This window comes from Candidatus Woesearchaeota archaeon, assembly GCA_027858315.1.
GTDB lineage: Archaea > Nanobdellota > Nanobdellia > Woesearchaeales > UBA583 > UBA583.
In genome coordinates this window covers 38853-64381 of record JAQICV010000092.1, presented here as the reverse complement: position 1 = coordinate 64381, position 25529 = coordinate 38853, and the positions used below count along the sequence as shown (strand labels likewise).

General features: G+C 27.5%; 18 protein-coding genes. 4 read left to right on the top strand and 14 right to left on the bottom strand.

All coding sequences use genetic code 11. From position 1 onward, the window contains the following. Positions 1-63 precede the first annotated feature (63 nt). Complete coding sequence (locus tag PF569_09095) at positions 64-984, bottom strand: integrase (GenBank protein MDA3856390.1); 921 nt, start codon at positions 982-984, stop codon at positions 64-66. Positions 985-1087: 103 nt separating this feature from the next. Between PF569_09095 and PF569_09090 the strand changes: the two genes are divergently transcribed. After that, on the top strand, positions 1088-1504 hold the full coding sequence (locus PF569_09090; GenBank protein MDA3856389.1) for a DUF4234 domain-containing protein: 417 nt from the start codon (positions 1088-1090) through the stop codon (positions 1502-1504). A 63-nt stretch (positions 1505-1567) separates the two neighbouring features. Here the strand turns inward: PF569_09090 and PF569_09085 are convergent, their stop codons facing one another. From PF569_09085 to PF569_09055, 7 genes are all read right to left on the bottom strand, one after another. Then, positions 1568-2386: a hypothetical protein gene (locus PF569_09085; protein MDA3856388.1), complete on the bottom strand. Its 819-nt coding sequence runs from the start codon at positions 2384-2386 to the stop codon at positions 1568-1570. A gap of 48 nt (positions 2387-2434) precedes the next feature. Continuing rightward, a complete protein-coding gene (locus PF569_09080) occupies positions 2435-3757 on the bottom strand; it encodes a hypothetical protein (protein MDA3856387.1) in 1323 nt (440 codons plus the stop codon). Further along, positions 3744-4256: a hypothetical protein gene (locus PF569_09075; protein ID MDA3856386.1), complete on the bottom strand. Its 513-nt coding sequence runs from the start codon at positions 4254-4256 to the stop codon at positions 3744-3746. The genes PF569_09080 and PF569_09075 overlap by 14 nt, the downstream gene beginning before the upstream one ends. After that, entirely contained in the window at positions 4240-5328 is a 1089-nt protein-coding gene (locus PF569_09070; protein MDA3856385.1) for a rhomboid family intramembrane serine protease, read from the bottom strand. Before PF569_09070 ends, PF569_09075 begins: the two co-directional genes overlap by 17 nt. A gap of 66 nt (positions 5329-5394) precedes the next feature. Next, complete coding sequence (locus PF569_09065) at positions 5395-7941, bottom strand: SMC family ATPase (GenBank protein MDA3856384.1); 2547 nt, start codon at positions 7939-7941, stop codon at positions 5395-5397. Positions 7942-7991: 50 nt separating this feature from the next. Beyond that, positions 7992-8600, bottom strand: coding sequence for a hypothetical protein (locus tag PF569_09060; protein ID MDA3856383.1), 609 nt, complete (start codon positions 8598-8600; stop codon positions 7992-7994). 59 nt (positions 8601-8659) lie between these two features. Next, positions 8660-9823, bottom strand: a complete 1164-nt coding sequence (locus tag PF569_09055) for an MFS transporter (GenBank protein MDA3856382.1) — start codon at positions 9821-9823, stop codon at positions 8660-8662. Positions 9824-9859: 36 nt separating this feature from the next. Between PF569_09055 and PF569_09050 the strand changes: the two genes are divergently transcribed. Beyond that, positions 9860-10195 (top strand): hypothetical protein, encoded by a 336-nt coding sequence (locus PF569_09050; protein MDA3856381.1) that lies wholly within the window; start codon positions 9860-9862, stop codon positions 10193-10195. On the opposite strand, the gene PF569_09045 is transcribed toward PF569_09050, so the two are convergent. From PF569_09045 to PF569_09030, 4 genes are all read right to left on the bottom strand, one after another. After that, entirely contained in the window at positions 10188-11429 is a 1242-nt protein-coding gene (locus PF569_09045; GenBank protein ID MDA3856380.1) for a hypothetical protein, read from the bottom strand. The two genes, PF569_09050 and PF569_09045, sit on opposite strands and share 8 nt — an antisense overlap. A 14-nt stretch (positions 11430-11443) precedes the next feature. Next, entirely contained in the window at positions 11444-12391 is a 948-nt protein-coding gene (locus PF569_09040) for a hypothetical protein (GenBank protein MDA3856379.1), read from the bottom strand. 70 nt (positions 12392-12461) lie between these two features. Continuing rightward, on the bottom strand, positions 12462-13364 hold the full coding sequence (locus PF569_09035) for a cob(I)yrinic acid a,c-diamide adenosyltransferase (GenBank protein ID MDA3856378.1): 903 nt from the start codon (positions 13362-13364) through the stop codon (positions 12462-12464). Positions 13365-13368: 4 nt separating this feature from the next. Continuing rightward, positions 13369-14994 carry a glycogen/starch synthase gene (locus tag PF569_09030; protein MDA3856377.1) on the bottom strand — a complete coding sequence of 542 codons (1626 nt, stop codon included), beginning with the start codon at positions 14992-14994 and terminating at the stop codon, positions 13369-13371. A gap of 118 nt (positions 14995-15112) precedes the next feature. Here PF569_09030 and PF569_09025 point away from each other — a divergent pair, with 118 nt between their 5' ends. Both PF569_09025 and PF569_09020 read left to right on the top strand, forming a co-directional pair. Next, entirely contained in the window at positions 15113-16372 is a 1260-nt protein-coding gene (locus tag PF569_09025; protein ID MDA3856376.1) for a glycosyltransferase family 4 protein, read from the top strand. Further along, positions 16369-16809: a hypothetical protein gene (locus tag PF569_09020; protein ID MDA3856375.1), complete on the top strand. Its 441-nt coding sequence runs from the start codon at positions 16369-16371 to the stop codon at positions 16807-16809. The genes PF569_09025 and PF569_09020 overlap by 4 nt, the downstream gene beginning before the upstream one ends. An 87-nt stretch (positions 16810-16896) precedes the next feature. On the opposite strand, the gene PF569_09015 is transcribed toward PF569_09020, so the two are convergent. Further along, the gene (locus tag PF569_09015) at positions 16897-17163 is read right to left on the bottom strand and encodes a hypothetical protein (GenBank protein MDA3856374.1); all 267 of its coding nucleotides are present in this window, start codon (positions 17161-17163) and stop codon (positions 16897-16899) included. A 37-nt stretch (positions 17164-17200) separates the two neighbouring features. Then, the gene (locus PF569_09010; protein ID MDA3856373.1) at positions 17201-25525 is read right to left on the bottom strand and encodes a hypothetical protein; all 8325 of its coding nucleotides are present in this window, start codon (positions 25523-25525) and stop codon (positions 17201-17203) included. Between the last annotated feature and the right edge of the window lie 4 nt (positions 25526-25529).

Genomic DNA, 25529 nt, shown 5'->3' with positions numbered 1-25529 from the left:
GATGTAGTATAACGGTTATTACGGGGCATTGGTAATGCTCTGATCCGAGTTCGATTCTCGGCATTAGCTTATTCTTTCAAACAACCCAACAACCTTCTCATATTCTTTAACTGCAAGTTGCTTCTTTGCTAAATAATGTTTAAACCCTACATTCTTTGAAGCTCGTCCTTGAATAAAATTAGCAATCTCAAAATTAATCTCAGATTCAACTAATAAAGTAAAATTAAACTTCCTCATATATTTCAAAGGAATAAAATTATGTCTTTTAATGTAAGTTTTCAATCTTTCAATATTATAACTACTAAAATCAATCTCCTTAAACTCTTCAAATGTATTTCTACTAAAGAAAATATAATATGATGTCTTATTTCCTCTCAAAAAGAATAAAGGATAAACAACAAAATTCTCAAATACTTCAATTTTACCTCTATCATAAGTTCTCAAAAACTCAATTACTTCTTTAACTCTTAAACCGCTTTCAATTAAAATTCTAACAACAATATAGCTTTCATAACAATAATCCTTAACATTAATCAAATTCTCTCTAATTTGCTCTTTAGAAGGAATATAATTATCAATTCCATAATACTTAGGAAGCTTTAACTTATTTCTAAAAAGCAAAATTGTAGAATCATCTAACAATTCATATTCTTCACAAAAAATAAGCCAACTTCTAAAACCCTTTACACTATATTCTTCATTTAACTCTTTAGTTTTAATTAAATTAAGTAAATCTATTGGTTTTGCTATGCTTTTATTTCTTAAATGTTTAAATAATTTCCTCAAAGCTGACTTCATAGATTTAGCATAACATTCAGAATTTCTTTTCTCAATCCATATATAATACTGAGTTAAATTTTTATCGTATATACGAAAAAACATACAGTTTCGCTTAAATCCTCTCCCTTCTCCATATCCCCTCTCTCCGGTCCCTGTTGGTAATGTCGAGGTCGCGGGTTCAATTCCCGCCAGTAGCTTTAACATATTTTTCTAAAACTATTTAACATAAACAAAATTTACATTATTATAAATTTAACTCTACTTCTTTAAACATAAAATTAATAAAGAAAGATAATAATTGCTTACTATGGTAAAACATAGAAATTTAATAGTTGGTGCAATATTAACAGTAATTACTTTTGGAATTTACATAATCTATTGGTTAGTATCAACAAAAAATGAGATGAATGAAGAATTAGGAGCTCAAATCCCTACAGCATGGTTATTAATAATTCCTTTTGTAGGAATCTACTGGTCTTATAAATATTGTGAAGGATATGCTAAATATGCTGCAAAAGATAATAATACTTGGTTATATTTTATTCTTTGGATATTTGTAGGTTTCGTAATCCCTCCAATTGTTCAAATAAAATTAAACAAAATAGCTAAAGAAGGTGTTATTTCAACACCAATTCAAGCACAAACTAATATTCCTGAACAACAGATAAATCAACAAGAAGTTCAACAACCAATTGAAACAAACACACAACCTCCACAACAATAATTTTAATTAATTATTTAAAAAATTATAAACTCTCAGTATTCTAAATAAAAAAATTAAAATTAATCAACCCCCATTATTCATACCATATTTATTCAAAATACTCTTGTATTCAAAAAAGTCATCTTTTGATAATTTCCCTCTATTTGCAATGCCAATTCTTTGTAAATTTTCATATTCTCTTGAATCACTAATCTCTAAAGAAACATTCTTAATTTCTTTACCATCGGCAATAACTATTAATTTAGGATTTTTATAAACACTACTCTTAGGCATATAACCAAAAATACTTCTCTTAGTCATCTCAACTGCACAGTAACCAGAATCTTCATAAGAAATTTTTTTAGGACACTTCAAAGCAAGCATAGAATGATTCTCAAAATTAAAAACACCTACACCATAATTCATCTCACGCAAAAGTAAAATTGAAAGATTAGTCTTCTCATCACAATCTCCTTTATTTTGATGTAAAACTTGATAAGGTAATTTAATTTTTTTACCTTTAGTCTCAAAATCATAAGGAATATCTTGAACAGTACTAATAATTGCTTTAGCAGTATCCTCATCATTCTTAGTTTTATTTTGTAAAATTTGAAAAAAAGGTCTAAGCTCAGATTTCTGTTCATCATCAGACAAAAAATTTTCAATGAAAATCTTCTCAGTAATATTTTTAACATTATCTCTAGTTGTAAAAATCTCCCTAGGCAAAGACTCAATCCTTCTCTCCAAAGAACCAACAGTTTTAAAATCAAAACTTTTCTCTTCACCATTCACAACATAATTAAAAGTATTAGACCTAAAACCATCAGAAAAAGAATTAGAAACTCCACCAGAAAAAAACAAAAAACTTGCCATTATAGTACTAGATAATAACTTTTTTAACATAAAATCAATAATAAACACTAATTTATAAACATAAGTTAAACAAAAGATTCAATTAAAAATATAATCTCTCTCTTCTTCTTCTGGAAGTTTCAAAGAATAATACAAATTAATAGTTTCAATTTCTCCCTCAGACATCTCAAAACTCAAATTCAAAAGTTCCTTATCATCATAAAATGCCATAGGAATTTTAAACAAAAGTGCTAACTGATTAAGTCTAAAATTATTACTCTCTAAAGAAACATTAATTCTCTTAGATATATGTTCACCATGTCTATACTTATAATCATACAAAACATTATTAAGAGGTTTAATCAATGAATTTGAAAATCTCATAAGATTCTTTTTACTCTCAAGTCCAATTTCTTGAACAAATCTCTTCAAATCAATACTTGACACACTATCCTCCTTATAAGAAACTTTATATCCGACCAAATCAGCTCTGAAATCAAAACCTACACACCAAACATTATTACCTTGAACCTTTATATCAAAAAACTTTAAAAATTGCTCCCTTTGCTCTTCATCAATTCCGTCAAGTGATAAATAAATAGTCTTCTTCAAAACATCATCATTACTCATACCCAAACTAATTGTAATCTGTGAAGAACCAAACATATACTCTCGAATAGACTTCAAAAAATCTTTATCAAAAAAACCCTGCAAAAAATCATATGTCTCTTCAAAATCATCTTTTCGATTAAAAATATGATAAACAAACTTATCAGAAAAATTAGTTGGATCATCTCTAGGATAAGAATTCAAAAAAACAAACCTTTTTCGCATAAAAAAATGATCTTTAATATAATCTTCTAAAACTTTTTCCGCATAAAACTTAACAGCTTCAGACTTAAATTTAGCAATTTCTTCAATATGAAGAGTTTCAAGGTCAATATTTTTTGTCAAAGGTTCAAAATCATCACAACCATAATTTTCAAAATAATTCTTAGAAAAACCTTTACACAAACTTCCACTCATACAATCTCCACAATGGTCTCCCTTCATAGTCTCAGTCTCACAAAAGTCACAAGTAGGCATAAATCTAATTTTATCCTCAAACTTCCATCTATCTTGTGGTCGTAAAATGCTCCTCTCAAAAATACAACTTGGAAGTCCACAAAATGAAACTTTAAATCCATACTCTTCAACCAATCTTAAAATATTAGCTATTTTAAGTTTAGTAAATAATTTTTTAAAATTCAAATCAATAAATTCAAAATTATAATTAAGTAAAAAATTCTTGAATCCATGCTCTTTATAATACAAAATAAGAAAAGAAACTTTTGCAACATTTTCCCCTGTAATATCAATCCTTAAATAATCTTCATTTTTATCAAAACCATTCTTAACATCATCAAAACTAATTACTCTCATTTTGTCCCTCTAATAAACTCACAGTACACTTGCTTTTATACTTTTCGCTCAAATCACAAACATTAACATCCTTAAAATGTAATGCATACGAATAATAACACAAACCTGAATCCAAACTATTATTGCAAATTTTAAAATCTTCTAAACTTATTGCTACATCAAAAATACACTTATCAACTAAATCCTTAGTAACAAAAGAACAAGCAAAAATATCTTTCTTAAAATGCGCAAAATTCATATAACAAAAAGAAGAATTCAAATTCAACTCACAAAGAGAAATATCATCAAATAAAATTGAAGAATCAGTATAACAATTAGAATCATCAATTGAAAATTTACACAACTCGAAATTATTAGTCTCCACAACTAAATCAAAAACACATTCAGCCTCACCATCACAAAAACCAATATAAGAATTATCAAAATTAATATAAATTCCAAATAAAAAAATCAAAACTAAAAAAACAACAACAATCCAAGAATTATAACTTTGCTTCATCATAAACCCCCCTAACAATTAAAGCCTCTTTCAAACCAAAATAAGCATATACTATGACAACAATACCAATTAAAAATGAAATAAATGCTAAAACTAAAAATTTAAAATCTAAAACTTCCAATAACAAAACACTCCTTAGTGCAAATGTAATAATCCAAAATCCTAAAGAAATAAAAAGCCAATTATAAAAAATGAAAATAGAATCTATATAAAAAAAACCAATAACTACTATCCCAATAAGTAAACCGATAAAATGGGCAACATCCCCACTAACAAAATCTAAATTCAAATAAACTCCAATCAAAGAAGAAAAAGTAAAAAAAGATCCAAGTAAAACAATTAAAGGAACCTTCAAAAAACCAAAAACTCGAATATCTAAAAGTGGACTCCTCATCATTAAAGCTCCAAGCATACCAAAAAGTGCAGCACTAGCACCCAAGATTAGAGTACCCTCAAACAAAAATACTTGCGCATAATTCCCTAAAATTCCTGAAAGTAAATACACAACTAAAAATTTAAAAGAACCAATCTTCTTCTCAAGAATCAACCCAAACATAAGAAGAATAACAACATTAATCAAAAAATGATAAATATTAATATGAAAAAAAAGTGAAGTAACAGCATTACTTAAACCAAAATTGAAATCAGACAAACCAAACTTAATTGCATTAACAACACTAATCCTTGGATAAGTAAAAAAGAAAACTAGAACATTCAAAAAAAATAAAAAAAAAGTTACTAGAGGAAAATTAGAATTAATCTTAAGTTTATCCTTAAGTTGAATAGCAAACATATTCTTTGAATTAATCTTTAATTCCTTAACCAAATAAGAAGTAGCCAAATCATAATTTTCTTCATGAACTTCAATTAAAGCTAAATAATAATTAACATTAAAAACCTTTGAATCAATAGTTAAAATCTGTTTTAACAAAAGCTTTGCCTTTTCAAAATTATTCAAATTATAATGGTACTCTGAAAGTTTCAAAAGAGCTGTAACTTCATGACTTTTATTTTCATTCTCTTGCGCTAAATGTAAATTAGAAATTAAAGTATCAAGCTCTTTACTAGACATAATAAATTAGAAAGAAAGTTATTTATAAATGTTACCTATAAACAAAAACAAATAAAATATAGAATTTCAAACAATCTTACTAACATGATTTGTTTTCTCAATATGCAAAACTCTATCAGCGATACTCTCAATTTTCTCATCATGTGAAACCAAGATAATTTGCTTTAATTTTGTATCTTTTAAAATATTCCCAAGCCTATCTATTTGCTCATTTGAAAATCCATCTGTTGGCTCATCTAATATAAGCAAAGACAATTTTTGTTTTGAATCTAAATTTGACTCAATAATTTTTTTTAGTCCCAACCTATAAGCAATTGCAAGAGATGACTTCTCACCTCCACTCAAATTTTTAACATCAATATCATATCCATTTTGTTCAATAACTGGTGAAAATTCAGAATTAAGTCTCACATCAATATCATTATCTTCTATCAACTCTTTAAATAATCTTTCAAACTCATCATTAAATTCAGCATAATATTTACTAAAAACACTTCTCTCAATTTGAAGTAAAATCTCACTAGCACTAGTCCTTAAAAAAGTTTCATTAAAAAGTAATTTTGAATAATCTTTTTCAATTCTTTCAATCTCCATTAAATCCTTATTATTTCGCATAACTCCATCAACAGTAGATTTTAAATCAGTTTTAACTCTCATAAGTTCACGATTAACTTCATTATTACTAGAAAGGTAATCATCATATTTTTTCTTAAGTAAACTCCTATCACCTCTAAGTTTCTCCTCCTTAATTTCAAACTCATTAATTTTTTCTAAGATATCTTTTTTAAGTTTAATTTTCTGAATTAAACTGTAAAGTAAATCATTCTCTTTCTTCAAATTAGAATCTAAATTTTTATAATCAATAATTTTTTGCAAGAGATCTTTTATCTCAAATTTTTTAACAGAAATTTCCTCTAAAATTCTTCTCTCAAATACATCAATCTCATCAAATAAAATTTCTTTTTTCTTAAATTCAGACATTTTTAAATCTAATTCTTTCAAATTTTTCTCAATATCATCTCTAGAAAATTTTCCAAGATCCAATCTTAAATTTTTTAAATCTTCAGTCATTAATTTCTCTTTCAATTCTTTATCATACAAAGACTTGATTCTCTCTTCTTTTTGAATCAAATCTTCTTTTATATTACTCAAATCTAAAATTTCTTTATCTAAAACCTTTAATCTTTTTTCAAAAACTAATAATTCTTTCTTCTTCTCAGAAATAGATTCTTTAGCAATCAATTTATCATTCTTCAAATTTTTCTCAATATCAACTCTATGTTCTTTTGAAACTTTTTGTAAACAAGAATCACAAAAATCAATATTAGAAATATTTTTTATTTTATCTTCAATCCTAATCAAATCATCACTTAAACTTTCCAACTTAAGTTCAAGTTCAATTCTATTTTTTGAAATATCAGTAAATTCGACTTCAAATTTTTCGAGTTTTTTAATTCTAACCTTATCTTTTAAAATAAAATTTTCCAAATCTTTAACTTGACATTTAGTTAAAATATAATCAAAACTTCCTGAAAATTTCTCAAACTCTATATTTTTATTTTCAAACAAAAGGATTTCTTTCTCAAACTTTTGTTTCTCATCAATCAAATCATCTTTAGATTTCAAAAATTTTTTAATTTCTGATTTTTCAAAAAGCTTTTTCTTCAACTCCAAATCTTTTTCCAAAACTAATTTTTCAAGTTTTTCAATCTCAAATTTAATCTTTTTTTCATCAAAACTATCCTTCTCCTTTTCAATATTTGAAATTACTACTTTCAAACTCTTAATCTGTTCTTCAATTTCCAAAATTGTAGATTTTTTCTTTTCAAGTACAAGTAAATTTTTTGAAAGCTTATCTATTAAAGTATCTCTTTTTTCAATTGCATCCTTATGTTTCTTCAAATCATTTTGTAATCTCAAATCCTCTAGACTAAATTTTTTAACATCCTTTTCAAGAATCTCAACATTCCCATTCAAAACTTTAATCTCATTTGAAATTTTAGATTTTCTCTCAAGTTTCACATCAAAAATTTTTTTATCCTCTCGAATCTTCTTCAAAAAAATATCAAAAGAATTCAAAAGTTGTTTATACTTGTCAATACCAAAAATTTTTCTTATAACTTCAAGTCTGCTCTCAGAAGTATCAAACAAAATACTCTTCAAATTCTCTTGAGGTGTATAAACACTAAATCTATAAACTAGATTTTTATTCTTAGTCAAAAATTCTTTAGGAAAATTAAGTAAACCAAAAACATAAGCATTAAGTTCTTTTGGAGTAAGTTCAATTAAACTATCTCCATCTTTCACATACCCTATTTCTTGAGAAATCATATCAGTACTTTTCTGCTTCTTAACACTTCTAAAAATCTCAAAAACTTTACTCTTATCTTCTAAAACTAATTTTATCGAACCCTTACTCTCTCCCTTCCTCAAAAGTTCAAATCCTTCAATATCTCCCTTTTTAAAACCAAAAAAAGCAAACTCAATTGCAAGAAGAATAGTACTCTTACCAGAACCTATATCCCCACTCAAAAAATTAATTCCTGTATCAAAAGAAATAGTCTCTTTTTTATAACTTCGAATGTTTTCAAGCTCAATAGATTTAATAATCATTTTTATATAAAAATAACAAAGCAAAGGAGTTAATAAAAGTTGTTATTTTTCTAATCCAATTCACTAATATAAACTGTCCCTCGACGATTCTCATAAATTAAACTAAAAATACCTGCCCTAGGTTTTATACAATAAGCTCCAGATTCACCAGCCTCAAATTCATACTCTGGAGCATGAGTATTAATTATAGTATTAACATCAAACAAAGCAATTCTTGAACCTCCATCATAGAGTGTTTCTAAAATAGAATTATCTTCATTTGAAATACCAGTCATATCAATACTTGAAATCGAATCTCTATCACTAACAAAACAAACTAATTCAACTTTAGTCGAAACAGCATACTTGTAAACTTTCTCAGACCCAATAGTAGTATAAACACTATAAAAATGTTTCTCAAAATCTTGATAAAATTTACTATTCTCATATTTCTCAGAACTACTCAAAAAACTTGAGACAAAACTAATAACCATAAAGGATGCAAAAACTACAATAATTATTGAGAACACATAAATAAATACTTGACTAACATCTCCTTTCTTAGATTTAGAAAAAAAGGTTCCGAACAAATTATTAGGAGTGACTGCATCTTTTTTACCTTTTGGTAAAAATGGTACCGAACGAGTATTACAAGTGACTGCATATTTTTTAGACTTCATACAATTAAATAAAAAAATTAGTTTATAAATATTATCTAAAACATAAAAATAATAAAAAATTAATTCTTTTTCAAAACATAAAACAAAATACCATTAAAAAATAAAACAATACTAAGCATCAAAATTGATTGATAAATACTAAAAATATCTGCCACATAACCAACAATTGGAAGTAAAATCAATTTAACAACGGACTTAAATAACTCTAAAATAGAGCCCATCGTAGCACGATTTTCAGAATCAACATACGAATGAAACAAACTATTTGCAATAGGTGATCTAATATTTTCTATAATAACAATTAAAAAAAACAAAAAAACTCCAATAATTGAAATATAACCAAAACCTAAAATCAAAGCAGGAATAACTGCAAAGAGAGTCAAATAATTAATAGTCTTAATTTGACCAAACTTATTCTCAAACAAGTAAGAATAACGAACAATAATTGCTCCTAAAAATAAAAAAACTGCATAAATAACTCCAACATATTCAATCTTTATCCCAGCATCAATCATATAAGGTTGAATAAACTTATCAAGAGCCACAATAACTCCTGAAAATAATGCAATATTTAAAACCAATTTTAAAACGCTAACTTTTTTTAAAATCTCACCAAAAGAACCTCTAATAAAAATAAGACTTTTAGAAAAACTTATTTTCTTTTTCTTCTCTTTCAAATCCTCCCAAAATAAAGTGAAAACAAAATTCAAAAATGCAGGAATTGCAGCAATAAAAAATATAAAACTAAACCCAAAATAAACAACTAAAAAACCACCAACAAATGCACTAAGCGATTCACTAATTCTTGCATAAAATTTTTGTTTTCCTTTAACTTCAGTATAAGTAATCTTAGTCTTATTCCTATTTGAATCCAAAAAATCATAAACATATGCAGTCTCAGTACCCGACCTAAAAGCAATTCCTAATTCATAAACAACCTGTGCTAAAACAAACATCCAAAAACTAGAAGAAAAACCAAAAACCAAAAAAGAAACAAAAATCAAAAATTTAGATAAAATAATACTTCTCCTCTTCCCGTAAAAATCTGCAAAAATCCCCGTTGGAATCTCAATTAAAAAACTAAACACACTACCAATTGTAAAAATCCAAAAAATCTCTTTATAGCTAAGTCCAAAATCTAAAAAAAATAAAATTAAAATTGGCATAAAATACAATTGATTCTTCAAAAAAGACGCCAAATAAAACTTAAAAACTTGATTCATATAAAATTAAAAAACAAACAAAACTATTTAACATTTATGCAACCACTAAAAAGAAACATTATTAAAACGCCTAAGAATAATAAATATATGATGATACTTTGGATACTTGCACTAATAGACATACACACTCTAATAGTTCTAATGTTCAACGAATATATGAGTCCACTCTACATATTCTCCGGAAGCTCATTTGCAATACTCAAAGGAATAATATTTTATCTTCCAAATCGAGATTTTTTTTCTCTTTTGGACATAATTGTTGGCGTTTTAATGTTATTTCTATTAATTGGAAGTTTATGGAATCTTATTTGGTGGACAATATTTTTATACTTAATCTATAAAATAGTTTTAAGCTTTGCAATCATTAGTTGAAAATCAAATGATAATTTAATACAGCTGAACTTGCATGTTGTGTGAAATCATTTCTTAAAGTTTGACAAAAATAATCACCATCATTTCTTCCACCACAAAACCCTCCTATTAACAAATCAGGATTCCCCTCAAATTTATTTCCAGTTTTATTTTCATAATCTTCTACAGATTCAATTTGCATATTAATTACATCTCGATAAGTCAAATCAATATACTCCTTCAACTCATCAATTCTAGAATAATTATTTTTATCTGCAATATCATATGCAATAATATTTCCTTCTAAAAACGCAGCTTCAGAAATAGTAATACTAAACATTAAACAACCAGAATTTTCACAAACAGGATTATTTACTCTATAATCCAATCCTTTATTTAATAAATCTTCCATATAAGGATAATAATCTTCATCAACTTCATCTAACTCTGTTAAAAAATATAATATCCAAGAATAAAATGATCTAGCTTCTTCTTTATCAAAAGTATACTCACCTGCAATTTCAAAATACTCCTCAAAAACATCTTTTGAAAAATTTAAAATATTTTCATCAGAATCAATATAATTATAATATGAAATTAAAGCAAATAATGTTTCAGAAGTTCCATAAGGAGAAATTTTATTATGTTCTTTAGGTAAATAATAAATATACCACAAACCTCCTTCCTCTGCCTTCATTAAATAAATACCATTAATTATTTTTTCTAAATCATCATATTCTCTTTGTGTTAATTCAACTCCAGATTTTCTTAATTCAGAAAGTGCTAAAATATAAAATGCTTGAGTATTTATTTGCGCAATACCATCATGCTCAATATATGCTATTTCAGTAACACCTAAAGTATCATATTTAATATATTCTTGAATATTCTTTCTAATCTTATTTATTTGATTCAGAGAAACTTCATTCTTATTAAAATTATATAACCTTACATAACCCCAAAAAGAACCTAGTTCTCTTACAATATTTCTTTCGTTAAAAATTAAATCATCTTCAGGATAATACAAATAATGAAATATATTCGATTCATTTTGAAAATTGTCAAACCATTTTTGTGAGATTAATAAAGAATTTTCTAACTCAACTAAATTTTCAGAGTTATTATTTATATCCCTATTCACTTGGATTTTATAATCGTTATTTTGATTAATAATAATAAAAGAAAAGAAAACTAAAATAATAATAATAAATAAATTAAAAATAAACAATAATTTAAAAAAATTAATTTTTTTCATAATCTAAATATAATTTAATAAAGACATTTATCTCTTTTTCCCTTTTCAATTAAATCTTTATTTTCTTTAACTAAAATCTTATAAAACTCTAATTCTTCAGGAGTCAAATCAATATTATCATCACCATCATCAGGTGCATAGTAAAACAAACAAGCCCCTAAATCCGTAGAACTGCCATCATAATATCCATAGGCATAATCCTTATAACTAGATGCCAATTCCTGATACCTAACCACAAATTTATTATCTATTATTCCAAAACTAGGAACTGTCAATGTTTTCTCATAGTCCCTATTCCAAGCTGTATAGCTACAAGTAACTTGAGAAGGTACACTCATACCTAAACTTATCACATCATCAATTGAAGTAGGTATATCTTCAATCTCCGACCAAGAAATACTTCCATCATTTAAATCAGAAGGAATTCCAGAAACTTCAGACCAACTAACTCCATCTTTAATATTAGCCGGAACTGTTGGATCACTCTCAAAAGTCAAATAACCATTATTTGAAACATAAGTATCAACATCTGCTTCAGTTAAAACACTATCCAATTCACAAGCAACAGTTCCATCAGAATTAACTGCTCTAATACTTTGTCCAGAAGGACAGATGTCATTAATCCTATCTTGAATTTCCAAATCATTAACATCATCTGAACCAATTGTTCCATCAACAATCATATTAGAAGTAATCGAATTTGCCTGATTCTCATTAACCATTCTTGCATCAAGTTCAACTCCCTTATATCTTGTATCTTCATTCAAATCAACTTGATTTACAAAAGTAAAACTATTACTTGGATCTGCACCCTCATCTTCCCCAAAAATTCCAGGGACAATATCTTTCGCATATGTCCAAATACCATTATTATCTGCATAAGCAACTCCTCCAAAAAAAATTATACACAACAAAAAAATATTTGTATAAAAATTAAAATTCTCTTTAAATTGACTTTTCATAATAATCCTATTAAATTATTCTTATATTAACTTTAAGATTTACTGATAAGTAACACAAAAAACTAAATTCTCAAAAATCAATCCCTTTTTTCACTACAAAACCTTTATTAGAATAATGTCTAATATCTTTAACCTCAATCTTTCTAAAACAATTTTCAAGTAAGTTATCATTTGCATATCTTCCTGAAATAATTAAATTAGAATCAAACATTTTAACAACTTCTAAAACTTCTTCCAACCCTAAAAGTCCAGTTTTAATTGTTGTATTTAATTCCTCTGCAACAACTAAATCATATTCGTCAACTGATTTCTTAAGTTCTTCTAAACCAAATTTTGCTTCAGTAAAATCTTCATCAATATTTTCAAATCTGAATTTTTTCCCATCAAATCTTTGAGTTCCAGAAACAAAATATGGTATCTTCATTTTATCAAACAAAAACCTCTCAGAATAGAAATCTCCTCCTTTATCAAAATAAATAAGTTTAACTTTTTTTCCTGAGATAAATTGTCTAAAAATCTCTCCAAAACAAAAAGTACTCTTCCCCTTTCCATTTCCAGTAATATTTGAAATATTACTCTTTTCCAAATCAACTTGTAAATAATCAAAATCACTAATTAAATCTGAAAAATCAAAAACTTTTTCAAAGTCTTCTTTTTTAGAAAAAGTAAAAACTATTTCTCCATAAATTTCTTTATTTTCTGCGATTTCTCGAATTCTCTCAAATGATAATTTATCTAAATCACAATTATCAAAAACAATTAAATCATAACTTCGACTTAAATCAAAATTATCATAAGAAAAAAAATCTATTGGAAACTCTTGCAAAAAACTCTCACCAGAAAAATCTGAATTAATATATACTACCTTTAATTCTGCTCCCAATCCACGCAAAACTAAACCTAAAGAAACATTTGAAAATTGATTCAAATGTGAATCCAAATACAAATGAACTCGATTATTTTTTTTAATCATTTACTTATTTATTCTTAGCAATATTATAAGCTCTCATATAATTCTCTACAAATTTTTTCCAACTAAAATTACTTGAAAATAAAACTGACTCTTCTTTTTGTTTTCTAATTTCTTCATCAGATTTATTCAAAAAATCCTCAAAATAATTAAACAAGTCAATTACAGTTTCATCTGAATTTTGACTCTCACGCATCAAAACCTTTGTTGAAATATTCTCAGTAAAATCTCTAACAATTGCCCTTCCAAAACCTGCTAAATCGGAAGTAACTGTAGGTACTCCATAAGCAATACTCTCTAGTGGCGTATAACCCCAAGGCTCATAAAATGAAGGGAAAACTCCTAAATCAAAACCAAGAATTGTATCATAATAAGGAGTATTCAAAAATCCATCATTACCATTTAAATAAACTGGCATCAAAATAACTTTTACTTTATCATCTTTTCTATTCAAAAGACTTCCGTCAATAAATGCTTTAATAATCTCATTATCGTAAGGAACACTATGAGTAGAAAGTGGCGCAACTCCCATTAAATCCTCTTTAATATCTTCTCCTTTAATAGATTTTAAAACAGTTTCATTAACATCAAAATTTCCAATCGGAATAAGGAAAAAATTAACCAATTGTTTGCTAGAATTTTCATCCTTCAACTTCTTATTTAATTTTGAAAGTGATTCAATATAAACATCAACCCCCTTATTCCTAAATTCGTTTCTCCCACTAGTATAAAAAAACTTAGTATTTGAAAAATTAACATCATAAAAAGGTCTAAAAAAATGCTCTGCAAAATCTTTAATTCTCTCATTTGACATTTTATGAACCATATCTAAATTATGTAAAAATTCAAAATCAAAATTATCAAAACCATTATATAAAATTACATCAGCTTCCTTACCATAAAGATACTTAGCCTCTTTATTAGTAATATGAGAAACTGTTGTAAAACAATCTGCAAATTTTGCAAGTGCTCTCTCAGTTTGATGTTTCGTATAAACTCCTAATTCATATGCTTTCTTGTCTGAATCAACATTTTCAAGCAATTTATATACATCATCACCAGTACCACAAATAGTTCTACCAAGCATAGTTGCATGAGTTGTAAAAACTGTTTTAAAATTATCTCTTGCAAAATTTTTCAAATAAAAAATAGCACCACCAGACATCCATTCATGAGAATGAACAAAAACCTCTCCTACAATTTTATTTCCTATTTTCTCACAAACAATACCACAACACCAAGACCACAAAATAACCTCATCAAAATCATACCAATCAGAATTAAGTGAATCGATTTCATACTTATCCCAAAGTAAAGATTTAATCTCATTAATATGTGAAGAATATCCACTATGCTCAACTAGAATTACTTTAGGTCTTCCTTCAATTTTCCACTCACCAAAATGAACTTTAATTCCTAAATTCTCAAGTTCTAAAACTTCATTTTTAAATTCTTCAGGAACTTCAATCGAATTAAACTCATCAGTATTGCCTTTAAGGTAAGGTCCAACAGTAAAATAATTTTCAAATTTATTTCCAATTTGAGGCACTTTTGAAGAAATAACAGTATGAATTCCACCAACTTTATTACACACTTCCCATGAGATCTCAAACAAAGATCCTAATTTTTCCATAGAACTAAATGTGTAATCTTTATGAAAACATTTCGTAACTCTAAAAGCAAGTCCTAATATATTTTAATTCAACAGTAAAGACTAAATTGTATAAACAATTTATAATATGTATTATTAAATGAAAGTTTTAATGTTAGGTTGGGAGTTCCCACCATATTTTGCAGGAGGTTTAGGTATTGCCTGCTATGAACTAACAAAATCTTTGAGTAAAATTGACAACATTGACATAACTTACATCATGCCATATGGACCTAAGGAAAAACAACATAGTTCTAAACTAAAAATTAGGTCCGCAAATCAGCCAATAAAAAATATAGATTTTGACCTAAAAATAAAAAATGTAGATACACTATTATATGCTTATGATTCATTTTCAACATATAGAAGTAGATTCCAAAATATACTAAGAAACGAGTCTGAATTTTGTGAAGATAAAAATCTAAAAGATTTATATGGACCAAACATTTTAAAAGAGGTTTATCTTTATGCAAAAAGAGTCGCAGCCCTATGTATGAATGATGATTTTGACGTAATTCATGCTCATGATTGGACATCAATCCCTGCAGCTTTACTTCTAAAAGAACTTACAGGAAAACCAGTGATACTTCATGTTCACATCACTGAATTTGACAAAACAGGTGGTGCCGGTGCAAACCCTGAAATTTTCAAAATAGAAAAAGAAGGATTTGAGAGAGCTGATGTATTACTTGCAGTAAGTAATTTTGTAAAAGATAGATTAAACAACAACTATGGAATTAATTCTGAGAAAATCAGAGTAGTACACAATGGTGGAGTATCTGATTTAAGACCAACACTTGAAAGACAAAATGTTGTAAAAAAAGAAGACAAGATTGTTCTCTTTGCAGGAAGAATTACAACACAAAAAGGTCCGGAATTTTTTGTAAGAGCAGCAAGAAAAGTTTTAGACTACGAACCAAATACAAAATTCATAATGGCAGGAAGTGGAGACATGCTTCCAAAAATGATAGAACTTGGAGCAGAATTAGATATTGGAAAAAACTTATTATTTTTTGGAGTATATACAAGAAAAGAAGCAGACATACTTTTCGGAACTGCAGACTGTTTTGTTATGCCTTCAGTATCAGAACCTTTCGGATTAGTACCTCTTGAAGCAGTTGCAAAAGGAACACCTACAATTATATCAAAACAATCAGGAATAAGCGAAGTATTAGACCATTCATTCAAAGTAGACTTTTGGGACACTGAAGAAATGGCAAATAAAATAATCTCACTTTTAAGATATGAACCTCTTCACTCCCACATAAGAGAAGAAGCACATAGAAACTTTGACAAATTCAGTTGGGATTTACCAGCACAAAAAATTTATAACATATATCACGAAATATCAAGAAGATGAGTTCAAATATATTTAGTTCAGGAGGAGAAAAAGAAAAAACTGAATTCAAAGATAAAGTAGATACTCATTCCAAAGCAATTTTAACAGTTGTCGAGAGACAAAAAGACCTTGAAAGTTCTCTAGATATTGTTAATGAAAAAATCGAATTAATTGACCATAACTCAATTAAAAATTTTAAAAAAATATTCAATGATATGAATATAATTAGAACAGACTTAAGAGATCTAAAAGAAGAAGTTGCTGACATAAAAGACTATAATTCTAAAATCACTAAACAACTAAAACTAATGTCAACAAAAGATGAAGTAACCAAATTAGAAAAATACATTGACCTTTGGGATCCAATGAATTTTGCAACAAAAGATGACCTAGAAAAAATCAGTAAAAGAACAATTAATGAATTAAAAAAGATTTTACACGAATTCTTAAAAGAATAAAATTAACAATTAATGAATTAAAATGTCACAAATTTTATTTGTGATGAGTTAAAAAGTAAAATTCTCATAATTATTAAAAAAATAAATTCATACTCTAAATTTAGAAACTAAAGATTTAACTCTAGAATTATTACTATTCTCAACATACTCTTTTATAAAAAAGTCCAAACTATCTGTCGCAGAAATTATATCAAAACTAGGTAATGCAAATAGAGTGAAAGTTTCAGACTCATAAGCTGCCTGAACATATCTTCCATTTGAATATAAAATTATATCTCCTCCAATTAAATTCGAATCACATTTAGCAAACCTTTTAAATCCATCAAACAAATAATCAACTATAATATCATTCATATTCAAACATAAACAATACAATTATATAAAACTATCTCTAATCCATCCCAACAACAAAATTCTCAAGCAAATTATAATCTGAAGTCCCATTCATCTTATATAAAATAGTCTGAGAATCAAATTGATTAAGAGATAAATTCCAAGTAAGCATATCACCATCATAAGTCCCAGCTATAGCTGAGAATCCTGAATTAATCAAACTCAAATCATAATAATTAAAATTAGAATCGATAAAGTCATGGAAAATATAATCTTGATAAGTTCCATAATTAGTAATATTAATCAAAACAGTATAAGCATTAACACCCAAATAAGTTATACTTTTATTAACTTCAATATTTTTATTAGGAATAACATAAAAACTAATCGAAGCATTTACTCTATTATCAACAGAATCATTAGCATAAAAGACTAAATTTCGAGTACCACTAGTAAGATTCGCTAAAGTGAAAATCCAATTCTTAAGCGCATATTGATTCAAATTATAAATAGTAGAATTCGCATCAAACTCCATCCATACATTATCAGCCTCAACCAAAGTAGTAACATTAAAATCAATAATATCATCATAACTAATCTTCATACCATCAATAGGGAAAATAACAGTAATTACTGGCAAAGTTCTATTAATATTAATATATCTCAACTCTGAAACATTCATATTACCTAAACTATCATTAGCATAAACTTTGTAAGTATATAGATTATTCTTTAACATACTCTTATTAATACCACAAACATAATCAGGAGTTGAACCAGTACAAGACATAGTTTCATTCACCCCATCAAATTCTAAAGTAACAGTATCTAGAACCAAATCATAAATTGAAACATTAATATAAGTCCAAGATCTATTCACGTAACTATTATTAGCATCAGTAATTGGAATAAAAGAAATTTTAGGTGCAATATAATCAATATAAATAGTTCTATTCAAAATACTAGTATTGCAATTAGCTGCTAAATCACAAGCAATAAAAGTCCATTTAAATTTCCCTGAATAAGGAAAAATAAAACTCAAATTAGATTGATTAAATTTTCCAGAAATTAATGAAGTGTTAACACCAATTAAATCTCCAGTAGAATTATAAACCAAAAGACTAAAATTTTTCAATCCAACAATATCAGTAAAATTACCAACAAAAAAATTCTTACTAATATTAACAGCAGTATCATTCTCTGGAGAAACCAGCTCAATCATAGGTGGAGTCAAATCAATAATTAAAGTATAATTAACACTATTCCAAGCATAATTCCCTGCTTCATCATAAACTAAATAATTCCAATAATAAGCACCTTCCACAACAAAATCAATTTGAAGATTTGAAGAATTAAAAGTCCCAAAAACAATTGAATCATTCAAATATATCAAAGAACCAGTCTCATTCCAAACATGCAAAGTTGAATTCCACAAAGCAACATTATCACTAAAATTTCCTAAAAACAATTGAACATAATTACCAAAAGAAGCATTCAAAGGCGATGTCAAATTTACAACTGGAAGAGTTGTATCAAGATACAAGGTAATATTCTCATTCAAAACATTAAAATTACCTGCCTCATCATAAACCAGATAATTCCAATAATAAATTCCCTCTCCAGCAAAATCAAAACTCAAGTTAACAGAATCTGAAAGCCCAGAAAGACTAGTAAAATTTGTACCCAACAAAGCACCAACTGAATCATAAACTCTTAGAGTTGCATTTTTCAAACCAAAATCATCAGTAAAATTAGCAACAAATAATTGCTTCAAAACATTAGATTTCGTAAGATTCACAGGAGAAATAATTGTCACATTAGGATTAATTAAATCTATGTTAATTGTAAAATTATTTAATGCAAAAACACTATTTCCTACATAATCATAAACTAAATAATTCCAATAATAAGTTCCCTCAGTCAAGAAATTAAAACTTAAATTAGTAGAATTATAAGTCCCAGAAATACTAGTAAAATTAGTACCCAACAAAAGACCTAAATCATCCCAAACATATAAAGTTGCATTAGCCAATAACATTAAATCAGAAAAATTTGCAGCAAAACTAATATTTTGTTGATTAATAAAAGAATCATTCAATGGCGATATTAAAGAAACATTAGGTGTAGTCTTATCTACATAAAATAAAAATTTAGATGAATTTCCTCTCTGCAACTTAGAAGAATCCTCAATACAAGAAACATACCAACTATGATTGCCCTCAACAAAGTAATGATTAATATTAAAATATTGATCCACATCATTAGTAATAGAAATATCTGTATCCTCCAAAATATCATCAATATATAACTCACAATGACTCATATTAAAAAAACCATTAGTAACATTATAAGTGAAATTTTGATAAACTTCAACATTACTCCAAGTATTATTTAAAGGGAAAATATTCTCAACAAAAGGAGGATTAATAGTAAAGTTTCTCATAACATAAACAAAATTCACATACCAATCTTCAGCTGGGCCACCATATTCAATCAATCTAACATTAACAGAATTAAAATCATTATTAAATTTAACATAATTTGTCAAATCACAAGAATATGTTAAAGAACCTTCAGGCACAGTACATGCAACTTGATACAAACCACTAGTGTCATTTAACCATTCAACATTTCTAGTTGTAGTACCTCCAGTAGCATATTCTAATAAAACTTCATAACTATCTAATATTGCTCCACTTGAAGGCAATACTGGAGGGAAACCAAAAGTCAATGTTTCAGTTGCTCCCGAACCACCAACATTAAATACCTGACCATCACTCTTATTAATCTCACTAAGATTTGAAGCACTATTAGGTCTAAAAATTAGATTAACTCCAACTTCATCAAAATAAGAAGCATTTAAATTCTCACTAAAATTAAAAATATACTCTCCAGTATCAGATATCAAATCATCAGGTTGAACATGATTATAAATAAAATTTCCTGAAGAATCTGTATTAACAAAACCTGAATAAGTAGGACTAAGTAAACCACCAGGATAAATTTGAGAAACATTAACAACTCCAGACTTTAGCCATTTAGATCCTGTAAAGATTATAGTCTCACCAGGTGCAAAAAAGAAATCACCAGGATTCGCTATAGGAGTCCTCCTAATAACTTCAAAACTAGCAGTTTCATTAATAGAAGTATCGTTAACTTGAAAAGCAGTAATATTATATATACCTATTGGCGCATAATCACCAAGAGTATAAGAAATATCAAACTCATTAGAAGCATTAACTAGAACCAAAGGCAAGTATGTAATAGCACCTAGACTATCAATAATTGAAACATTTGCATAAGCACCAGAATCCCAAACTTGAGAACCTAATATATCTACAATTTCTGACTGTTCATAAATAGTAAATAAAGTCTCTATAGCAGATTTAGAATAATTATAAGTTACCCTATAAACTAAAGTATCTACATTAATAGCATATGTTCCTGAATTTCTAGCACCAGCACCACCATAAAAAGCTTCAGCACTAGCTGTTGAAGTATCCGAAAAAAAATCTGAGCAATTCCAATATTCTCCAACTGGTAAAGCATTCGTTACATCAAGAACTCTATTACTTACAGGTTCAGAAAAATCAATAATTGCACCAACTACAGAATAACCATCTCCATCAGCATCTATTAAAATTTGTTCAATACCTTTATATGTAAGATCATCTGTTGCAAACCATACTTTGTAAAGTAACTCTACTTTAATAATTTCCTCACATTTACTCTGGGTCAAATCCTCAAAATACATCTGAACACCTCCATCTAAATCTCTACTCATAGAATGAATCTCCATATAAGTATCATCACAAAAAGCAAATTCACCTCCCACTCCAGAAGGGCATAATTTAGAACCAGTATAAGAAATATCATCACAATTCAAAGAATCCCAACCATTACCATTCTCTTGACAAGATGCACCTGTAGGAGACAAAACATAATCAGAAACTTGTGCAATAATAGGATCTGTTGGAGTAAGTTCAATAGTATACTCTTGTCCAGGAATTGTATCTAAAATTTTTACATATCCACCGAAACAATTTTGAGCTGTAAAATTATAATTAGAACACTTATACACTTGATGTCCAGTTGCAGTAAAAGTAATATTATAAGTTAAAACATCAGGTGCAAAATGAGGGTCAATTGCAAATACATCAGATACAAAATAAGGCAAATTAACTTTAGAAGTTGAAACCTCCTCAAAACCAATACTCACATCTTTAATATAAGAATTAGGTACAACTATATTTTTAACACTAGTTCCCATTGGCCAAAAAACTAAATCATTTTTACTAGTTTGATTTGTTCTAAAATTACCATTTGGAACTTTAAATCTCTTCAAACTCACACCATTCTTTTTAATTTCCAATTCAACTTCTGAAGATAAATCAAATGTAGAGTTATAAAACAAATCTTTACCATCAATTAAAGTATCATTAATAATTTTAATTGTCGTTTTATTAGAAGAATAGTTTAATAAAGAATTAGTATTTGAATACGCCAAAACTTTAAAATTATTTGAAACATTTATAGCACCAGTTGCATTAAGTCTAAATATAAAAGTTCGAGTCTCATCCTTAAGCATATTTGAGAAAGTATAAGTATTTTGATTCCTTGAAAAAAAAGGAGTTCCACTACCAACTGACACTAAACCAAACTTAGAATAAGTAAGACTTACATCATCTATAGCCATATCACTCCTAAATCCATTACCTGTCAATCCATAAAATCTAACTTTTTGAATATTCTCTGAAATATCTGCAAATAAATTATCCTCAAACCATACATCCCCCAAATTACCAACATAGGATGCTAAATTAATCCAAGAATTACCATCGAAAACATCTAAAAATAAACTACCCATATTAGAGCCATACATATGATACCAATAATTAATATTCAAATAATCATCAGCATTAATATCTAAACTCTCCAAATAAAAATCCTTATTAGGATTATTCGGGTTTGAAGCCTCAGTGTACAAATAATATCCTGTAGCTGTACCCAAGCTATGGTCAATACTAGGACCTGTCGTCCCAGTTGTAGTTCCTGCCCTATCCCAAGTCCAATCTGCATCATCTCCTACAACATTTTGCCAATTACCAAAACCTCCCTGAAAATCATCAAACAAATTATACTCCTCTGCCATTAATAAATCTACATTAATATCTCCACAATCATTCCCCTCACAAGTAACCTCAACTTCATATTCAACCTCATTATTATACAAAACCTCATAATAATTAACTGGATAAGCCTTAACATTCAATGTTGGAATTTTAATCTCAAGACTCCTATTACTCACTGCCCAAGATTTAGAACCTCCAATATCAGTAACTAAAACATTCCATAAATAGTCTCCACTCATCACAAACTCCAAATTCCAACTACTAGAATCAGCAACACCAGATAAACTATCAGAGACATTATAAATTAAATTCCCTAAATTATCCCATACAAAAATCTCAGACTCAAGTAAAGACGTATCATCAGTAAAACTTGCATCAAAAGAAATAATATTTTCAATTGAAGAACCAACATACCCATCAATAGGAGTAATCAGATTAAGAATAGGAGGATTATTATCTGATATGAAAACATTTAAATCATCACTCTGTGAACGAAGAGAATTATCTGAATTCGAAATAGCAACTCCATAAAGTTCATATAAATTAACAGCACCAACTGCATTCAAATCAAAAGATACAATAATAGACTCACCTGCCGCCAAATTCACTTGTTGAGTCTGAGAAGCACCAGTCCAGAAAGGAGAAGTAGCAGGAATTGTAGAAACTAAACTACCTTTATTATAATAAAACATATATGATTTATCTGAATAATCAGAAGCATCAGTTGCAAAATAATCATAATTAGAATTATCTCCTGCACTAAGTCCATAGAACCCACCACTTCTAGGAATAACAGTCCCATGATTAATTTTCACATTACCATTATTATACAAAACAACCTCAGACTGAGCAACCCCTGCTCCATTATACCACTGAGAATCAACTCTAAAAACTGAATACTTCTTATTTACACCTTGATCCAAACAAGCATATTCATTATTATAAGTCCCATCTCCCAAATCTGCCCACAAAAATGCAATATTCTCATCCGCTATCATCTCTGCTACAGTAGGGTTATAATCTGAAGCACTATCATCAAAAGACAATCTTCCATTAGTATCAAAATAAACTGAATCAACAGAACCAATAACTTGACTATAAAAAGGAAACTCAAACCCTAAATTATAAACATTAATCCCATCATCAATACCTAAAGTAGGATTCTGACTACAAGAAAATTCATTATACTTATTTCCAGTAACCTCATAAAAATCATAACCAGTAAAACCAGTAGTCATATACAAACCAACATCAATTAACCCACAATCACCACTAATACAACTAACATTCAAACTAATAACATCTGAACCACCTTGAGATATCAAAACATCAGAATAATCTTGGAAATCAACATTAAAAGAATAAGAAGAACCCTCTGCAACATATGCACTAAAATGAGTTACATTAAATTCGACATGAGAATTATTTTGACTAAAAATCAAATTCGAATCTTCCCAACCAGAGATACATTGTTCATTAATAAATTCATTACAAACTAAAATATTTTTCACGAATTCAACTTTCTCTAAAGAAATTTGAGCCTGTTCAAAATTATCTGCCTCGACATGAACAACATCCGAAACCATATCTAAATTAATTCTCTCATTTAAATTTTTAACATCAATAACTTCCACTACTTCAATATCTTCAAGACTAACATCTTTAAAATTAACCCTACCATTATTTTTAGTAACTTCTAAATCTTTTTTACCATTATCCAAATTTTTAATTGATACTATATCAATTTTATTTTTAGATTCAAACCTCTTCACATCAGAAGAAACATTAACCTTCAATTCAAACTGAGAATACAAATTTCCATATGAATCATAAATCTTAAACTCTCCATCTTCAGAATCTGCAACTCCTGTATATTTTAAACTATTTTTAGTATCGGAAAATTTAGTTGCTAAAATCTCCAAGCCCTTATCTATAAAATCTGACTTTCTCAGCTGAATAGACTTAGGAAATCTCAGTTTATTATAATCAATACCATCCTCAACTAAAATTGAAAAATCAAATTCATCTCCCAAATTAACACTATCGGGTAAATCTATAAATTCCAAATTATTAACATCAAAATTAGAATTAATATCAATATCAAAATTATCATTTAAAAAATAATTATAATCAATTTTAACATCATCAACACACTCCTCACCCTCACATTCCAAATATAAAAACTCTTCTTCATCAAAGTAATCATTAATATATTCATTCAAATTATCTCCAGAAACATCATCTGAAGATCCATTCTCTCCATTCAGTATAGGATCAATTCTAAAAGAATCAGAGAAAACACCATTAGGCAAATAAACATTCAATTGATAATCTCCAAAAATAATAGGTTTTTTAATATTTAAAACAAAATCACATTTATCATCACACTCAATCATCTGTTTTACCCTTTTCTCATTATGTTGAGTAGGATAATACTCTAAAACAACCTTTGATGAATCAATCAAATCCAAAGAACCAAAAATGTCAACCTCTTTTTGATTCTCTTCAACATAAATAACATCATCACTAACAAAATTATTCTTACTATCATTAAGATTATTATTCTCCATATCAACAGATTTATTCATTAAAAAAGTGGAAAAAGATTCTTGTGAAGAATCTAACTCCGAATAAACATTCACCAAATAATCTCCAATAAAAATATCTGAAGTTAAATTAAAATTAAAATCGCACATTAAATCCTCACAAAAAAAATCAAAACTATCTTTAACTTCCGGATACAACTTAGGAAAAATATCTAAATAATAATGAATATTAGGAACCGAAGAAAAAATTATTCCATCAACAAACAACTTTCCTTCATCAATATAATAGTATGGATCCAGATTAACGCTAAAAGATGCCTCAGGTTCATTCAACACAAACTCTAATTCCTTCTTGTATCTCCTACCATTATAATCTGCAACAACCTCAACTAAGTAATCATCAAAGAAAATTTTATTCAAATTAATTTTCTCTTCACAACTTCCATAACACTCAAATCTCTTAGAACCAACAACTAAATTCTCTTTCTTAAAAATAATCTCAACATCAAATTCAATCTCATCATAAACTTTATTATCAATCTGAAGAATAATAGAATAAGGTAATTTCTGATCATTCACATATGAAATTTTTGCATCAAAAACATCTTCTGAAGTCAAATAAGTAACAGCAAACATAGAAGAAACTAAGAATAAAATAAAAAAAACTAAAAATCCAAAATCCCCGGCTAACTTAAATTTTGACAAGCTA

Excerpts from the sequence above, each read along its gene's own strand:
- PF569_09095 (MDA3856390.1), bottom strand. The coding sequence starts at position 984 with ATGTTAAAGCTACTGGCGGGAATTGAACCCGCGACCTCGACATTACCA.
- PF569_09090 (MDA3856389.1), top strand. The coding sequence starts at position 1,088 with ATGGTAAAACATAGAAATTTAATAGTTGGTGCAATATTAACAGTAATT.
- PF569_09085 (MDA3856388.1), bottom strand. The coding sequence starts at position 2,386 with ATGTTAAAAAAGTTATTATCTAGTACTATAATGGCAAGTTTTTTGTTT.
- PF569_09080 (MDA3856387.1), bottom strand. The coding sequence starts at position 3,757 with ATGAGAGTAATTAGTTTTGATGATGTTAAGAATGGTTTTGATAAAAAT.
- PF569_09075 (MDA3856386.1), bottom strand. The coding sequence starts at position 4,256 with ATGAAGCAAAGTTATAATTCTTGGATTGTTGTTGTTTTTTTAGTTTTG.
- PF569_09070 (MDA3856385.1), bottom strand. The coding sequence starts at position 5,328 with ATGTCTAGTAAAGAGCTTGATACTTTAATTTCTAATTTACATTTAGCG.
- PF569_09065 (MDA3856384.1), bottom strand. The coding sequence starts at position 7,941 with ATGATTATTAAATCTATTGAGCTTGAAAACATTCGAAGTTATAAAAAA.
- PF569_09060 (MDA3856383.1), bottom strand. The coding sequence starts at position 8,600 with ATGAAGTCTAAAAAATATGCAGTCACTTGTAATACTCGTTCGGTACCA.
- PF569_09055 (MDA3856382.1), bottom strand. The coding sequence starts at position 9,823 with ATGAATCAAGTTTTTAAGTTTTATTTGGCGTCTTTTTTGAAGAATCAA.
- PF569_09050 (MDA3856381.1), top strand. The coding sequence starts at position 9,860 with ATGCAACCACTAAAAAGAAACATTATTAAAACGCCTAAGAATAATAAA.
- PF569_09045 (MDA3856380.1), bottom strand. The coding sequence starts at position 11,429 with ATGAAAAAAATTAATTTTTTTAAATTATTGTTTATTTTTAATTTATTT.
- PF569_09040 (MDA3856379.1), bottom strand. The coding sequence starts at position 12,391 with ATGAAAAGTCAATTTAAAGAGAATTTTAATTTTTATACAAATATTTTT.
- PF569_09035 (MDA3856378.1), bottom strand. The coding sequence starts at position 13,364 with ATGATTAAAAAAAATAATCGAGTTCATTTGTATTTGGATTCACATTTG.
- PF569_09030 (MDA3856377.1), bottom strand. The coding sequence starts at position 14,994 with ATGGAAAAATTAGGATCTTTGTTTGAGATCTCATGGGAAGTGTGTAAT.
- PF569_09025 (MDA3856376.1), top strand. The coding sequence starts at position 15,113 with ATGAAAGTTTTAATGTTAGGTTGGGAGTTCCCACCATATTTTGCAGGA.
- PF569_09020 (MDA3856375.1), top strand. The coding sequence starts at position 16,369 with ATGAGTTCAAATATATTTAGTTCAGGAGGAGAAAAAGAAAAAACTGAA.
- PF569_09015 (MDA3856374.1), bottom strand. The coding sequence starts at position 17,163 with ATGAATGATATTATAGTTGATTATTTGTTTGATGGATTTAAAAGGTTT.